Here is a 15,621-nt window from a genome sequence, read left to right as displayed (position 1 = left end):
ATGCTTAAAAATAGAACCCGAAAGATCCTTTTACGGCAAATTTATTGGCATCTGGAGTGTTTAAATAACTTCCTCTCCAGGAGAAATCAATACGAAAAACCTTGAAGATATTTCCAATTCCGGCATTATACTCCCAATACACATTTTCTGGTGCATTATACGGTTGGTCTGATGCGTTTATGGCTCTGTTAGCGTTTGAAATTGTTCCGTAAACTCCTTTTACTCCAACAAATTCTCTCCAGTTTAGTTTTCTCATAAACGGAACTCTGGCAAATAATCTTCCGCCAAAATCATGATTCCATTGTAAAGTTGTGTATTGATCTGTAATAAACTCGTAGAAATTCAAGTTACTAAACGTATTTTCTATCGTAAAATAAGTCTGGTTACCCGGAATTACACTCATTAATCCTAACGGAATCGTACCAAAGGTTTTTCCTGTTTCCAGAATAATATTCGATCTTCCTAATGGTCCAATAATAATAGGCTGTTTGTAGAATAATTGTATTTTTTCGTAAGCAAAATCACTTTGCATAACTCCTTTAAGTCCATAACTAAAATTAACAAAGAAATGACTAAATGGGCTATCTACAAGATCTCTCTCAACTCCAAAACCAATAGTTTTACGTTTTGGCATAAGTTCGAACTGAACATTAGCCTCAAATTGTTTTACTGCACTTTGTATTACACCTGTAGGGTTTGCCGGTGTTGGCAAAGTCGTATAATAATCTAAACTAAAAGTTGGTGATGCAGACTCTAACGTTCTGTACGAAATACCGGCCTGAACGACAAAGTTTTTTATGGGCTCCATTTCTACAGAAACATTACTCAAATTAATATTGGTTAATTTTCCGTTACTTCCTGTTGTAAACAATGCCGAAGAAGCAAAACTTCGTCCTAAAATATCATTTGTTGTGGTTAAACTGGCACCAATTTGTTCGATATCACGCCTGTTTCCTCCAGAAATGATGACACGTTTTTTCTTGTCGACCATCCATTTTCCTGAAACTCCGTATTTGAATTTATTATCATCAAATCCGTAAGCGGTATAGGCTTGAACACGCCATGGATCGTTAGGTCCAAAATAAGTTCTTCCTCCTACTCTTAATCGCAAACCTTCTACTTCATTGTATCCAAATGTAGAGAAAATAGGTCCGTAATCGAAGTTTTTAAACTCGACATAACCACTTCCTAAAATAGAAACTAAATTATAAAGCTGCTTAAATCGCTTGACAGTCTGCAAAGTATCCAGCATTTTATAAATACCTGCTTCGTCTTTGTTTAATTTCTCAAAACGATTTTCATCCCAAAATTCCGGCGGCCGTTCATAAACAGCATTGTCTATAAAATTGACTTCTTCTTTATAAAACTTCTCCGGTTTTTGAAGATTAAATTTATGATTGCGGTACAAAGTTGTCCTTTTACCATAAACTCCTTTAGATTTTTCTTTTTTATTTAAAGCAAAATCCGACATCATATAATCACGGGTCAATAGAAAAACAGAATCATTTTCTACTTCAAATTCCTGCTCGATATAAATATCTTTTACCCAGTTAATATTGGCACTTTTGGTAACGCCCATATTAATTTTCTTGATCGCAAAAGTGGTATCGTTTACCCAAAAATCTCCTTTAAAAGTTAACTCATTTTTACGTCTTGGATAAAATACAATGTTATAACACCATTTTTTATCGATGTAAGCACTGTCTTTCAGGACATAATTATAAACATCAATTCCAGTTTTGGAAAGCGGGCTTGTAAAACTTTTGTCAAAAAAAGTAAGGTGATTATCGTAAATATTATAATCTGAATAAAGATCCTTTACAAACGATAAAATCTGCTGATTTCCGTTAAAACCGGATGTTTTACTTCCGTTAAGATTCTCTTTTACTTTCTTTAATTTATTATCGCCATAAACATCATAAACAGATTCATTGATGAATATTGGCAAATAGGTTTTTCCGGTAACATCTGAAGTATCAACATGATTAAAAACAAACTCCATCCCTTTAAAGAGTTTGTTTTTCATAAAAGCACTATCAATTGTGTTCATATCAAACTCAACCTTCTCGTACTTTTGCATTTGATATTGGTTAAATTGGTAAAGACCGTTTTTACGTTTTCTTTCCCATATTTTTCTCAATATATCCAGTGCCGGATTATTTTTTTTAGAAGTTTTTCCTGTAAAGATTACAACTTCATTAAGCGCTTCGGCTTCTCCCAGAACAATTTTAAAATCATAATTCACCGCCTTTTCCAATGGAACTTCCTTGTCAGAAAATCCTGCAGATGTAACTAATAAAGCGGTATAGGTAATTGGCGATTCCAGATAAAAACGTCCGTCTTCATTAGAAACTATTCCTGTATTTGAACCTTTAAAAACGACATTTGCGAAAGGTATTGGCTGATTCGATTTATCCAAAACAATTCCGTTCACTTTTGTTTGTGCGGTACCACTATTCGCAAATGCGAATACAAAAAACAGGCTGAATAAAATTATTCTTTTCATCGTCTGGCAAAAAAAAACTTCATCAATTAATATGACTGATGAAGTTTTGTGAGTATTTTAATTTTGTATTATTTATACAATACTTTCTTTACTGCTTTTACTACATCAGCTGCATTTGGCAACCAGTCTTTAAGTAAAACAGGAGAGTAAGGTGCAGGTGTATCTGCAGTTGTAATACGTTGAATTGGCGCATCAAGAAAATCAAATGCTTGTTCCTGAACGATGTATGTAATTTCAGATGAAATACTTGCAAATGGCCAGGCTTCTTCTAAGATTACTAAACGGTTTGTCTTTTTAACAGATTTTAAGATTGCATCTTTATCCATTGGACGAACTGTTCTTAAATCGATAATTTCACAAGAAATACCCTCTTTAGCTAATTCATCAGCAGCAATAAAAGCTTCTTTGATGATTTTACCAAAAGATACAATTGTTACATCTTTTCCTTCACGTTTAACATCAGCAACTCCTAACGGAATTGTGTATTCTCCGTCAGGCACTTCGCCTTTATCACCATACATTTGCTCAGATTCCATAAAAATTACAGGATCATTATCGCGAATTGCAGATTTCAAAAGTCCTTTTGCATCATAAGGAGTAGAAGGCACAACAACTTTAAGACCCGGAGTATTTGCAAACCAGTTTTCTAAAGCTTGTGAGTGAGTAGCTCCTAATTGACCTGCAGAAGCAGTTGGTCCACGAAAAACGATAGGCACATTAAATTGTCCTCCTGTCATTTGACGCATTTTAGCAGCGTTATTTATAATTTGATCAATACCTACTAAACAGAAGTTGAAAGTCATGTACTCCACAATAGGGCGACAACCGTTCATAGCTGATCCTACTGCAATCCCTGTAAAACCAAGCTCAGCAATTGGAGTATCGATTACTCTTTTTTCGCCAAACTCAGCAAGCATTCCTTTTGAAGCTTTATATGCTCCGTTGTATTCTGCAACTTCTTCGCCCATTAAATATATGGATTCATCGTGACGCATTTCTTCGCTCATCGCTTCGCAAATGGCCTCTCTAAATTGTATTGTTCTCATATTTATATTGTATGTTGAATTTTCTGAAGAGCAAAAATAAATATTTTAAATAACTTAAAAGCATAAATTAGATTTAAAATCACATGATCTTCCTCCTGCCCTGCGCTTTTAACTTTTTAAATTTTATTGTGATATTTACGAAATCGATATAATAGTATTATTTCATTAGTAAAACACCTATCATACAAATTCAACTCTTTTTGTTTAATACTAAAAGTTTCCAAAATTCTTACTCTAAAACGTAACAGTCGAAAAAGTAGTATAAATCAATCTAAGTTTAACAGTTGTTGAGACTCATGGCTTTGCAAAATTCCTAAGAATCAGCACAAATGAATGAATTATCTATTTTGGATTGTAAAGCATCGACTTCTAAATTTCAGAATCTGCGAAATCGTAATAGTTTTTAAAAAATATTATGCACGCATAGTATATTATTCCGATTTTAATTTCTAAATTTGTCAGAGCATATTATAAATTCAAAATATATACTTATGAAAATACTAGTTTGCATCAGCCATGTGCCTGATACTACTTCAAAAATCAACTTCTCCAATGGTGACTCAGAATTTGATACTAATGGTGTACAATATGTAATTAACCCTAATGACGAATTTGGTCTGACACGTGCAATCTGGTTTCAGGAACAACAAGGTGCTACTGTAACAGTAGTAAATGTTGGAGGCCCGGATACAGAACCAACTTTACGTAAAGCTTTAGCAATTGGTGCAAACGAAGCAATTCGTGTAAATGCTAACCCAACTGATGGTTTTTTTGTTGCAAAACAACTTGCCGAAGTAATTAAAAACGGAGGTTATGATCTTGTAATTGCAGGAAAAGAATCTCTTGACTATAATGGTGGAATGGTTCCTGGAATGATCGCAGGAATTTTAGGTTCTAACTTTTTAAACTCTTGTACAAGTGTAACCGTTGATGGAAACAATGTAAAAGCAGTTCGCGAAATTGATGGTGGAAAAGAAACTGTAAGCACTACTTTGCCTCTAATCATTGGTGGTCAAAAAGGTCTTGTTGAAGAAAAAGATCTTCGTATCCCAAACATGAGAGGAATCATGACTGCAAGAACAAAAGCACTTACTATTCTTGAACCAGTTGATGCTCCTGTAAATACAAAAGCAGTGAAATTTGAAAAACCGGCTCCTAAATCAGCAGTAAAATTAGTTTCTCCTGATAATTTAGATGAGTTAGTTAATTTATTACACAACGAGGCTAAGGTGATTTAAGATTGTAGAATTTAGATTTTAGATTGCTGATCGCAACGCAAAATCTAAAACTCAACATTTGATTCACTTCAAATCTAAAATCAATAATCATTTTAGATTTCAATTTTTAAAATCTGAAATCTAAAATCTAAAATCTAAAATTATTATGTCAATATTAATATATGCAGAATCTGCAGAAGGAAAATTTAAAAAAGTTGCTTTTGAATTAGCTTCTTACGCTAAGAAAGTAGCAGAAACTTTAGGAACAACCGTAACCGCTTTAACCGTTAACATTAGCGATGTAAGCGAATTATCTAAATACGGAGTTGACAAAGTATTAAAAGTAACAAACGATAAATTAGCAGGTTTTACAGCTAAGGCTTACGCCGATGTTATCAAACAAGCTGCTGAAAAAGAAGGAACAAAAGTAGTTTTACTTTCTTCGACTACAGACAGTATTTATCTTTCATCATTAGTTGCTGTAGCTTTAAATGCTGGGTTTGCTTCAAATGTTGTTGGATTACCGGTTAGCACTTCACCTTTTCAGGTAAAAAGAAATGCTTTCTCAAACAAAGCTTTCAATATTACTGAAATCAGTACAGATGTAAAAGTTCTTGGATTAGCTAAAAACTCTTACGGAATTTTTGAAAGTGCAGGATCTGCAACCGAAGAAGATTTTAATCCATCAATTGGAGAAAATGACTTTGGAGTAAAAGTAGAATCTGTAGAAAAAGTAACAGGAAAAGTTTCTATCGCTGATGCAGATATCGTAGTTTCTGGCGGACGCGGATTAAAAGGTCCGGAAAACTGGGGATTAGTTGAAGAGTTAGCCACTGTACTTGGTGCTGCAACTGCTTGTTCTAAACCAGTTTCTGATTTAGGATGGAGACCTCATAGCGAACACGTTGGGCAAACAGGAAAACCTGTTGCTACAAATTTATATATCGCAATAGGAATCTCTGGTGCAATCCAGCATATTGCTGGTATTAACTCATCAAAAGTAAAAGTGGTAATCAACAATGATCCTGAAGCTCCTTTCTTTAAAGTGGCAGATTATGGTGTTGTTGGAGATGCTTTTGAAATTGTTCCTAAATTAATTGAGAAATTAAAAGCTTTTAAAGCACAACATTCTTAATTTAAAAATCTCTATAAAAATATAGCTGCCTAAAAACAAGATAATCGTATCTTTGTTTTAGGTGGCTTTTTTGTTCCATATTTTTTGATTAAAATTGCACCTTTATTTTTCAATCAAAAAAAGTACTAAAATGAGGCAATAATTGCCCTTTTTTACCCACATATATGAGTCTAGTAAAATTATCCATAAAAGGAATTTCATACAGTCAAACTCAAAATGGCGCTTATGCCTTAATTTTGAATGAAGTTGATGGCGAAAGAAAATTACCAATAGTTATTGGCGCTTTTGAAGCCCAATCGATTGCTATTGCTTTAGAAAAAGAAATTAAACCTCCACGTCCGTTAACACACGATCTATTCAAAAACTTTGCAGAAAGATTTGATATTGTTGTAAAACAAGTGATAATTCACAAACTTGTTGACGGTGTTTTTTATTCCAGTTTAATTTGTGAAAGAGACAAAATCGAAGAAATTATAGATGCGAGAACTTCTGATGCAATTGCATTAGCACTACGTTTCAACGCTCCGATTTTTACTTATAAAAACATTTTAGACAAAGCAGGAATTTATTTAAAATCAAATACTGCCGAAACTGATCAGGGTTCTCAGGAAATTGATGACGTACTTTCTAATCCGGAAACTTTTGGCCATGAAGAAGAAAGTAATCAATCCGGAGATGTTTATGCTAAACATAGTTTACAGGAATTAAATGAACTTTTAGATCAGGCTGTTTCTCAGGAAGATTATGAAAAAGCCGCTAAAATTAGAGACGAAATTTCAAAAAGATAATTTTTAGGGCTATAAGCCGTAAGCTTTTGGCTGTAAGCTTAAAGCAAAAAAACATAAAAAAACAAGCTTAGAGCATTAGGAGAAAGCCTAAAGCTTAAAGCCTAGAGCTTAAAGCAGTCATGAAACAATATTTAGACCTGGTAAAACACGTTTTAGAAAACGGCAATCAAAAAGGAGACCGAACCGGAACCGGAACAAAAAGTGTTTTTGGTTACCAAATGCGTTTTGATTTAAGTGAAGGTTTCCCAATGGTTACAACCAAAAAATTACACTTAAAATCGATCATTTACGAATTACTTTGGTTCTTAAAAGGCGATACAAATATTAAATATCTTCAGGAAAACGGAGTAAAAATCTGGGATGCGTGGGCAGATTCTAACGGAGATTTAGGACCTGTTTACGGACATCAATGGCGTAATTGGAATAGTGAAGAAATTGATCAGATATCTGAATTGATTACAGAACTAAAAACAAACCCAAACAGCCGAAGAATGTTAGTTTCAGCATGGAATCCATCTGTTTTACCTGATACTAAAAAATCATTTGAAGAAAACGTTGGGAACAACAAAGCAGCCTTACCTCCTTGTCATGCATTTTTTCAGTTTTATGTAACAAGTCCTGACACTGAAAAAGGAGAAACAAAAGGGAAATTATCCTGCCAATTGTACCAACGAAGCGCTGATATATTTTTAGGCGTTCCGTTTAATATTGCTTCTTATGCTTTATTAACGATGATGATTGCACAGGTTTGCGATTTAGAATACGGCGAATTCATTCACACGTTTGGAGATGCACATATTTACAACAATCATTTCGAACAATTAGAATTACAATTAACACGTGAGCCAAAACCGTTACCAAAAATGATTTTAAATCCAGAGATCAAAAACATTTTTGATTTTGATTATAATGACTTTACACTTGTTGATTATGAACCGCACGCAGGAATAAAAGGAAGTGTTGCTGTATAAAACCATAAAAAAATCCGCTTAATAAATCAAGCGGATTTTTTTATGCTGTTTTTTACACAACTAATACACTATTCTCGCTTCCGGCAAAATCATTCCATTTATACGAATCTGCATCAGGATCATTAACATAACTTCCGTCAATTACGTATTTAAACTCGTAAATCGCATCTTTAACCAAGTCATAAGTAGCTTTAAAAGTACCGTTTTTTAACTTACTTAAAGTTCCTTCTTCAATATTCCAGTTGTTAAAATCACCAACAACTGCTGCCGAACTTGCGTCTTTAGCATCTATAGAAAATGTTACTTTACAAACCGGCTTTGTTTTAATAAATTGTTTCTTCAAAGACATAACTATTTAGTTTTTAGATTCATAGACTAAATTACACAAAATCACATGAACTTTTGATATCTTCACATCCGATTTGTGATAATATCAAAAACGAATTATCTTTTTAGGCATATCAATAAATAAATCCCGTTAAAATTTTGAATTTAAAACTTCCCGTTTATTTTAGAAGAAATATTCGCGAATCTAAATAGGGTGATTACAAAATAAATTTTAACTTTATAACCTCATTTAAATCTTATGGAAAAAGAAGTGCACGAACAATACGAATATGCCCGAAGAAGACTTAGACAAAAAAAAATCCTGTATTTTCATTTTGTACTTTTTCTACTAGGAAGTCTATTTATATTTATTGCCAATAGATTTTTTGGTTTTGGAGCAAACACGGAACAGAACTGGTGTATTTGGGCCATAACAATATGGTTCTTTATCTTTATTTTGCATTTTATAAAGGTTTACATTACAGACAGGTTTATGAATAAAAAGTGGGAAAGAGAACAAATTGACCGACTTGTTGGCTTACAACAAAAAAGAATTATTCAATTAGAATCCAGAATAAATGAGGATACTGAAAATAAAATTTAGTTTTAGAATACCATGATTATAATGATAGCGGCTGTTGCCGAAAATAACGCACTTGGAAAAAACAATGAATTGGTTTGGCATTTACCAAATGATTTTAAAAGATTCAAATCGCTTACAACGAATCATCATATCATTATGGGAAGAAAAACTTTCGAAAGTTTTCCAAAACCACTCCCAAACAGGGTTCATGTTGTAATAACACGTCAGAAAGATTATAATCCGGAAGGATGTATTGTAGTTGACAGCATTGAAAGCGCAATTGCTGCATGTCCTGAAAATGAGGATTCGTATATTATTGGCGGAGGCGAAATTTATAATCTGGCTTTACCTTATACAGATATTATAGAAATCACCAAAGTGCATCATACTTTTGACGCTGATGCTTTTTTTCCTAAAATTAATAATAACGAATGGCAGCTTGTAGAAGCTGAAGAAAATTTTAAAGATGACAAACATCTTTATGATTATACGTACGAAACATATATTAGAAAATAAAAAAACATCCTCTTGTGAAGGATGTTTTTTAAAAACGATTGACTTTTAGATCTGACTTATTCCAGAAATAGTTTTGGTAAAAAAATCACAAATGTTAAAAACATTTGAATAACTGAATAACATTTAATGAGAATGAATCTCAAAAGCGCCTTTAATAACAAATACCACTAAGATATTAAAGGCAAGAAAATTAAAATTTCCAAAAACAAATTTAATCCTAAGAACGTATTTCGCACTTTAAAAAGAGTATTGGCCCCAAGAACAATACTTTCAAAACTACTTCAAGAACAAATGAAATTACCAGTGCAAAAAAGTATTCATTTGATTTAGTCAATTATTCCATCAATCATTAAAATTTTTCTTTTAACTGAGGCAAAGTTGGTTATAAAATCAGCACCCCACAATACCCACTTTCGGTGATTTTTTAGTGATACCTACTTTTAGTGATAGCCAAAAAATAAAAATCTAATAAACAATTACGAACCTTTGCCTAAAACATTTATTTACAAATTAAAAAACTCAATTACAGTTAAGTCAGATTGTATTATATTTGCGTAAATAAAAAAAATGTCTGAAAAAATAACCCCATATAAAGACTCTTCTTTAGGTAAAAAAGAGCAAGTTGCCCAAATGTTTGATAACATCTCGGGAAACTATGACAATTTAAATCGTGTAATTTCATTTGGAATTGATATTAAGTGGCGAAAAAAAGTATTAAAAATAGTTTCAGATAAAAAACCAAAAATTATTCTTGACATCGCAACCGGAACTGGTGATTTAGCCATTTTAATGACCCAAACTAATGCCGAAAAAATAATTGGTCTGGATATTTCTGCCGGAATGCTTGAGGTTGGAAAAAAGAAAATTGCCGAAAGAAAATTATCAAACGTTATTGATATGGTTTTAGGAGATTCTGAAAACATCCCTTTTGAAGACAATTATTTTGATGCTATAACTGTTGGTTTTGGAGTTAGAAATTTCGAGAATTTAGAAAAAGGATTTGCTGAAATTTTAAGAGTCTTAAAACCAAACGGAGTTTTTGTTATCTTAGAAACATCTGTACCGGATAAAACACCTTATAAACAAGGATATAAATTTTACAGCAAAAACATACTTCCAATTATAGGAAAATTGTTTTCTAAAGACAATTCTGCTTATGGTTATTTGTCTGAATCTGCTGCTGTTTTTCCTTATGGAGAAGCCCTGAACAATATTTTGAGAAAAATTGGGTTTATAGATGTTGTGGCTATGCCTCAAACTTTTGGTGTCGCAACAATTTATTCTGCATCTAAAAAATAGTATGAAAAAAACTGTAGTCTTAATTTTATTAGTCTTAACGACGCAAGGATATTCTCAATTTGCTAAAAGCATGTTTAGCAAGGATCCAATCATAAATCTTGAAAACTGGCAAAAACAACGCCTTTATTTTGGATATTATCTGGGATTTAATAGTTTCGATTTCAAATTTGACTACAAAAATCCGGGTGAGGATATTCAGGTAAAAAAAACTACCGGTTTTAATGTTGGTGTTGTAGCTGATTTAAGGCTTCAGGAATATATAAACCTGCGTTTTGAACCAGGTTTGTACTACACAAAGCGTGATTTATTTTATCCTGAGCTGCCTTTAGAAAAAGATTATTTAAGAGAAGTAAACAGTACTTATATACACTTTCCTTTATTATTAAAATTTTCTTCTTTGCGTACCGGAAATATTCGTCCATACTTAGTTGGAGGAATGTCTACTACATTAAATTTATCAAGTAATTCAAAATCAAAAGACGACAATTTTGAAGGCAAATTCAGGGTAAAACAATGGACTGCAGCTTACGAGCTTGGTTTTGGAATTGATATTTTCTCAGAATACTTTATATTCTCTCCTTCTATTAGAGGTATGTTTGGTATTACTGACGAATTAATTCGTGATAATCCGGCAAATGGACCAAGCCCGTGGACAGGAAATATTGACTCAATGAAATCAAGGGCAATTTTAATAAATTTCACTTTTCATTAAAACAAAATCTTAACTATTTCGTTTAAATTCACTGAGAATAATTGCAGTTGCAGTAGCTACGTTTAAACTTTCGGTTTTTTGCAGCTCTCCAAACCTTGGAATTGTGAGTCGGCTGGTAACCATTTTTTCAATTTCTAATGAAATCCCATTGGCTTCGTTACCCATAATAATGATGCCGTTTTGAGGTAAATTTGACTGATAGATGTTATCTCCGTCCATAAAGGTCCCAAAAACCGGAAGATTTGTTTCTGCAATAAAACTTTTCAAATCAACATAATTCACATTTACTCTTGCAATCGACCCCATTGTCGCCTGCACAACTTTTGGATTATAAATATCGACAGTTTCTTTTGAGCAGATAATTTGCTTGATTCCAAACCAGTCACATAGACGTAAAATCGTTCCCAGATTTCCGGGGTCACGAATGTCGTCTAAAGCCAGAATCAAACCCGAATTGATTATGTTATTTTCGGATGGGATTTTAAAAACTGCCAAACATGAATTTGGAGTTGACAGGGCACTTATTTTTTTAAGTTCCTGCTCATTAATAAGTGTACGTTTTGAAGAATGAACTTCTTCAAAATCATTTAGAGTCGTGTATAAATGCTCTAATTCAAAATTGGATAGCAACAATTCTTGAATTACTTTTACTCCTTCGGCAAAAAACAATTGATTTGCAAAACGTTGCTTTTTTTGATGTAAACCTGAGATAAGTTTTATTTGGTTTTTACTAACCATAAAATAATGTACTTTTGAATTAAATATTTAAGAACACTTGAAAAAGAATTCCACAAAAATAACAGCATTTATTCTAATAGCAACATTTATTTGCGGTTGTAATGCTGTAAAAAGAGTTCCTGATGGAAAAAACCTTCTTGTAAAAAACAATATTATTGTAAACGGAAAGCAAACTAATGATGAAATAGCATCGAACCAAATGTATCAAAAACCCAATGGTACTTTGCTGGGATATCGTTTACGTTTAAATTTATACAATTTAGCCAACTTAAATCCAGATTCTACTTATCAGGCAAAATTTAAAAATAACCCGGGTTTATATGAACGTCAGGCAAAAATTTTATCTGCAAAACAAGTAGATCGACTTGGGCAGTCTTTTATAAACAAAGGTATTCATGAGTTTTTAAAAAGCACTGGAGAGCCGCCGGTAATTATTGATACGGCAAAAACCAAAAAATCTCTTTTACGTTTAAAGTTCTACTATTTTAATAATGGCTATTTTAATGTAGCAACAGATTATAGTATTGATAGTGTTGCCAGAAAAAAAGCAAAAGTAAACTATCTTATAACTACTGGTCCGGCATATACCCTGGACACTATAAAAACAAATATCATGACTCCGGCGTTGGATTCATTATACAAAACCAACAATGAACCGTCGTTTTTAAAATCAGGGAAACAATATAAAACTGCTGATTTTGAAGAGGAAAAAAACCGTCTTACTACTTACTTTAGAAATCACGGCGCTTATTTTTTTCAGCCTACTTATGTTACTTTTGATATTGATACTATTGGCAAAAAGAACAAAGCCGATGTAACACTGATTGTAAACAACAATAATATTCAGGAAAGAGATTCAAGCAGAACTGAACCTTTTAAATTGTATAAAATAAGCGATGTAAACATTTATACGGATTATTCTCCTGCAAATGCAAAAACCAAAATAACAGATAGCACGACTTATAAAAACTTTAATTTATACAGCTACAAAAAGCTAAAATATAAACCCAGAGCTATTACTGATGCAATTTTTATTAATAAAGGAAGCACTTTTTCTGACACGAGAACAACTCTCTCTTCGAGGTATTTGAATAATTTAAAAATCTTCAATTACCCTTCGATTCAATATGAAGTTGATAAGCGGGATTCTACAGCACAATCATTGATCGCAAATGTTTATTTAACTCCAAGAAAAAAATATAGTTTTGGAGCTACATTTGATGTAACGCATTCTAATATTCAGGATTTTGGTATTGGTGCCAGTATTTCTGAAACCATTAGAAACGTATTTAACAGGGCTGAAACTCTTGAGATTTCTACTCGTTTAAATATTGGTTCGTCTAAAGATATGGCCAATCCTAATGATAATTTCTTTAACGTATCAGAATATGGGGTTGATTTGAAACTGAATTTCCCAAGAATCTTATTGCCGTTTGGAACTGAAAAAATTATTCCTAAAAGAATGATTCCTTCCACAAGTATTGCCGGAGGTTTTTCTAAGCAAAGAAATATTGGTCTGGACAAAGAAAATTTTACTGGCGGAATCTCTTATAACTGGTCGCCTAAACGAAATAATACGGCAAAATTAGAATTACTAAATGCTCAATTTGTTCGAAATTTAAATCCAAATAACTATTTTAAAGTTTACACCTCCTCCTATAATGAGTTAAACGGTATTGCGGGTACTTATAATACTGACGCTGCAAATCTAGATGTAAATCAAAATTTAAAAATCCCTGACGGAACTGCCAATTTTACAAATCAGGTATTAACCAATCAAACTGCTTTGCAACCTGGAGATCCTGATTATAAAGATGTAGAAAGTATCGAAGAAAGAAGGGTTCGTTTGACTGAAAATGACTTTATTCTAGCAACAAGTTACACATTTACAAAAACCACTAAAAAGGATCTTGCTGACAATACTTTTTATCAGTTTAAAACCAAAATAGAATCTGCAGGTACTTTATTATCTGCTGTTTCGAGCATAGGAAATCTTCCAAAAAATGCAAATGGCAATTATGAAATATTCAATTTGGAGTATTCTGAATATATAAAAACCGAATTTGATTATATCAAACACTGGGATTTTGGAAAAGAAAAAGTATTGGCCGTAAGAAGCTTTTTTGGTATCGCGATTCCGTTTGGTAATTCAAATTATATTCCTTTTTCACGAAGTTATTATTCAGGAGGTTCAAATGACAACCGCGGATGGCAGCCTTATGCTTTGGGACCCGGAAGTACAAATGCAGTAAACGATTTTAATGAGGCAAATATGAAGATTGCCATGAGCGCCGAGTTTCGATTTAAAATCCTTGGAGATGTCAAGGGCGCGATCTTCGCAGATGCCGGAAATATATGGAATGTGCTCGATAATGTGATCGACGACAAGGCAAAATTCAACAACTTAAACGATTTAGCTGAAATTGCTTTGGGTACAGGATTTGGTTTACGTTACGATTTAAGCTTTTTTGTTATTCGTTTAGATTTAGGCTTTAAGACTTATAATCCGGCGCATGAGAAGGGAGACCGCTGGTTCAAAGAATACAATTTTGGTCATTCGGTTTTAAATTTTGGGATAAATTATCCTTTCTAATGCTAATTAATTCTTATTTTTGCAACCTAAAAACTAAAAACAACTAAAAAAAATTACAATGGCACACAATATTAAACCGGGAGTAGCTACAGGAGATCAAGTACAGGAAATCTTTAATTATGCTAAAGAAAAAGGTTTTGCTTTACCAGCAGTAAACGTTACCGGATCTAGCACAATTAATGGTGTTCTTGAAACTGCGGCAAAACTAAACGCGCCAGTTATTATTCAATTTTCAAACGGAGGAGCACAATTTAACGCTGGAAAAGGATTATCTAACGCTAACGAGAAATCAGCAATCGCTGGAGGAATCGCCGGAGCAAAACACATTCATACTTTAGCAGAAGCTTATGGTGCGACTGTAATTTTACATACTGACCACTGTGCAAAAAAATTATTGCCTTGGATCGATGGTTTATTAGATGCTTCTGAAAAACATTTTGCAGAAACAGGAAAACCATTATTCAGTTCTCATATGATCGATTTGTCTGAGGAGCCAATCGAAGAAAATATCGAGATCTGTAAAGAATATTTAGCAAGAATGAGCAAAATGGGAATGACATTAGAAATCGAACTTGGTATTACAGGTGGTGAAGAAGATGGTGTTGACAACTCTGATGTTGATAGCTCAAAATTATATACTCAACCAGAAGAAGTAGCTTATGCTTACGAAGAGTTATCTAAAGTAAGTCCTAAATTTACTATTGCAGCTGCTTTTGGAAACGTTCACGGTGTTTACAAACCAGGAAACGTAAAATTGACTCCAAAAATCTTAAAAAACTCTCAAGATTTCGTACAAGACAAATTCAAAACTGGTGCTAACCCGGTAGATTTCGTTTTTCACGGAGGTTCAGGTTCTACACTTGAAGAAATTAGAGAAGCTATTGGATACGGAGTTATCAAAATGAACATTGATACAGATTTACAATTTGCATATACAGAAGGAATTCGTGATTATATGGTTAAAAACATTGACTATTTAAAAACTCAAATTGGTAACCCGGAGGGTTCTGATGTTCCTAACAAAAAATACTATGACCCAAGAAAATGGGTACGTGAAAGCGAAGTAACATTCAATACAAGACTTGAGCAAGCTTTTGCAGACTTGAATAACGTAAATACACTATAATAAAAAAGTGATCAGTAACAGTTTTCAGTTTTCTTGCAATTGCTGAAAACTGAAAACTGTTATT

The 15,621-nt window shown here is 32.9% G+C and carries 14 protein-coding genes; 10 read left to right on the top strand and 4 right to left on the bottom strand.

The features are described from left to right. Window positions 1-4: 4 nt before the first annotated feature. Window positions 5-2,506: a DUF5686 family protein gene (locus ASF10_RS02325; protein ID WP_056244885.1), complete on the bottom strand. Its 2,502-nt coding sequence runs from the start codon at window positions 2,504-2,506 to the stop codon at window positions 5-7. 68 nt (window positions 2,507-2,574) lie between these two features. Further along, a complete protein-coding gene (locus tag ASF10_RS02320; RefSeq protein WP_056244882.1) occupies window positions 2,575-3,552 on the bottom strand; it encodes a pyruvate dehydrogenase complex E1 component subunit beta in 978 nt (325 codons plus the stop codon). 491 nt (window positions 3,553-4,043) lie between these two features. Between ASF10_RS02320 and ASF10_RS02315 the strand changes: the two genes are divergently transcribed. From ASF10_RS02315 to ASF10_RS02300, 4 genes are all read left to right on the top strand, one after another. Then, a complete protein-coding gene (locus ASF10_RS02315; protein WP_056244879.1) occupies window positions 4,044-4,790 on the top strand; it encodes an electron transfer flavoprotein subunit beta/FixA family protein in 747 nt (248 codons plus the stop codon). 145 nt (window positions 4,791-4,935) lie between these two features. Further along, entirely contained in the window at window positions 4,936-5,904 is a 969-nt protein-coding gene (locus ASF10_RS02310) for an electron transfer flavoprotein subunit alpha/FixB family protein (RefSeq protein WP_056244877.1), read from the top strand. A gap of 164 nt (window positions 5,905-6,068) precedes the next feature. Continuing rightward, a complete protein-coding gene (locus ASF10_RS02305; protein WP_042566126.1) occupies window positions 6,069-6,692 on the top strand; it encodes a bifunctional nuclease family protein in 624 nt (207 codons plus the stop codon). A 119-nt stretch (window positions 6,693-6,811) separates the two neighbouring features. After that, on the top strand, window positions 6,812-7,663 hold the full coding sequence (locus ASF10_RS02300; protein WP_056244874.1) for a thymidylate synthase: 852 nt from the start codon (window positions 6,812-6,814) through the stop codon (window positions 7,661-7,663). Window positions 7,664-7,715: 52 nt separating this feature from the next. Here ASF10_RS02300 and ASF10_RS02295 read toward each other — a convergent pair whose 3' ends face one another. Beyond that, entirely contained in the window at window positions 7,716-8,012 is a 297-nt protein-coding gene (locus tag ASF10_RS02295; protein WP_056244871.1) for an isoamylase early set domain-containing protein, read from the bottom strand. Window positions 8,013-8,249: 237 nt separating this feature from the next. Between ASF10_RS02295 and ASF10_RS02290 the strand changes: the two genes are divergently transcribed. The 4 genes from ASF10_RS02290 (at window position 8,250) to ASF10_RS02275 (ending at window position 11,100) form a co-directional block, all read left to right on the top strand. Beyond that, the gene (locus ASF10_RS02290; RefSeq protein ID WP_056244869.1) at window positions 8,250-8,594 is read left to right on the top strand and encodes a 2TM domain-containing protein; all 345 of its coding nucleotides are present in this window, start codon (window positions 8,250-8,252) and stop codon (window positions 8,592-8,594) included. Between the two features lie 12 nt (window positions 8,595-8,606). Next, window positions 8,607-9,089 (top strand): dihydrofolate reductase, encoded by a 483-nt coding sequence (locus tag ASF10_RS02285; RefSeq protein ID WP_056244866.1) that lies wholly within the window; start codon window positions 8,607-8,609, stop codon window positions 9,087-9,089. Between the two features lie 567 nt (window positions 9,090-9,656). Then, complete coding sequence (gene ubiE / locus ASF10_RS02280) at window positions 9,657-10,388, top strand: bifunctional demethylmenaquinone methyltransferase/2-methoxy-6-polyprenyl-1,4-benzoquinol methylase UbiE (protein WP_056244864.1); 732 nt, start codon at window positions 9,657-9,659, stop codon at window positions 10,386-10,388. Between the two features lies 1 nt (window position 10,389). Continuing rightward, the gene (locus ASF10_RS02275; protein ID WP_056244862.1) at window positions 10,390-11,100 is read left to right on the top strand and encodes a porin family protein; all 711 of its coding nucleotides are present in this window, start codon (window positions 10,390-10,392) and stop codon (window positions 11,098-11,100) included. A gap of 9 nt (window positions 11,101-11,109) precedes the next feature. On the opposite strand, the gene ASF10_RS02270 is transcribed toward ASF10_RS02275, so the two are convergent. Beyond that, window positions 11,110-11,838, bottom strand: a complete 729-nt coding sequence (locus ASF10_RS02270) for a TrmH family RNA methyltransferase (protein WP_056244860.1) — start codon at window positions 11,836-11,838, stop codon at window positions 11,110-11,112. A 37-nt stretch (window positions 11,839-11,875) separates the two neighbouring features. Between ASF10_RS02270 and ASF10_RS02265 the strand changes: the two genes are divergently transcribed. Beyond that, on the top strand, window positions 11,876-14,431 hold the full coding sequence (locus ASF10_RS02265; protein WP_056244855.1) for a BamA/TamA family outer membrane protein: 2,556 nt from the start codon (window positions 11,876-11,878) through the stop codon (window positions 14,429-14,431). A gap of 58 nt (window positions 14,432-14,489) precedes the next feature. After that, on the top strand, window positions 14,490-15,557 hold the full coding sequence (fbaA, locus tag ASF10_RS02260; protein WP_056244853.1) for a class II fructose-bisphosphate aldolase: 1,068 nt from the start codon (window positions 14,490-14,492) through the stop codon (window positions 15,555-15,557). Window positions 15,558-15,621 lie beyond the last annotated feature (64 nt).

This window comes from Flavobacterium sp. Leaf82, from assembly GCF_001422725.1.
In the GTDB taxonomy this organism is placed as follows: domain Bacteria; phylum Bacteroidota; class Bacteroidia; order Flavobacteriales; family Flavobacteriaceae; genus Flavobacterium.
This window is presented reverse-complemented; position numbering and strand designations above follow the sequence as displayed.

Bases quoted from the DNA above. Each gene is read 5' to 3' on its own strand.
- ASF10_RS02300 (WP_056244874.1), top strand. From the start codon at position 6,812: ATGAAACAATATTTAGACCTGGTAAAACACGTTTTAGAAAACGGCAAT.
- ASF10_RS02310 (WP_056244877.1), top strand. From the start codon at position 4,936: ATGTCAATATTAATATATGCAGAATCTGCAGAAGGAAAATTTAAAAAA.
- ASF10_RS02325 (WP_056244885.1), bottom strand. From the start codon at position 2,506: ATGAAAAGAATAATTTTATTCAGCCTGTTTTTTGTATTCGCATTTGCG.
- ASF10_RS02305 (WP_042566126.1), top strand. From the start codon at position 6,069: ATGAGTCTAGTAAAATTATCCATAAAAGGAATTTCATACAGTCAAACT.
- ASF10_RS02275 (WP_056244862.1), top strand. From the start codon at position 10,390: ATGAAAAAAACTGTAGTCTTAATTTTATTAGTCTTAACGACGCAAGGA.
- ASF10_RS02315 (WP_056244879.1), top strand. From the start codon at position 4,044: ATGAAAATACTAGTTTGCATCAGCCATGTGCCTGATACTACTTCAAAA.
- ASF10_RS02295 (WP_056244871.1), bottom strand. From the start codon at position 8,012: ATGTCTTTGAAGAAACAATTTATTAAAACAAAGCCGGTTTGTAAAGTA.
- fbaA (WP_056244853.1), top strand. From the start codon at position 14,490: ATGGCACACAATATTAAACCGGGAGTAGCTACAGGAGATCAAGTACAG.
- ubiE (WP_056244864.1), top strand. From the start codon at position 9,657: ATGTCTGAAAAAATAACCCCATATAAAGACTCTTCTTTAGGTAAAAAA.
- ASF10_RS02270 (WP_056244860.1), bottom strand. From the start codon at position 11,838: ATGGTTAGTAAAAACCAAATAAAACTTATCTCAGGTTTACATCAAAAA.
- ASF10_RS02285 (WP_056244866.1), top strand. From the start codon at position 8,607: ATGATTATAATGATAGCGGCTGTTGCCGAAAATAACGCACTTGGAAAA.
- ASF10_RS02320 (WP_056244882.1), bottom strand. From the start codon at position 3,552: ATGAGAACAATACAATTTAGAGAGGCCATTTGCGAAGCGATGAGCGAA.
- ASF10_RS02290 (WP_056244869.1), top strand. From the start codon at position 8,250: ATGGAAAAAGAAGTGCACGAACAATACGAATATGCCCGAAGAAGACTT.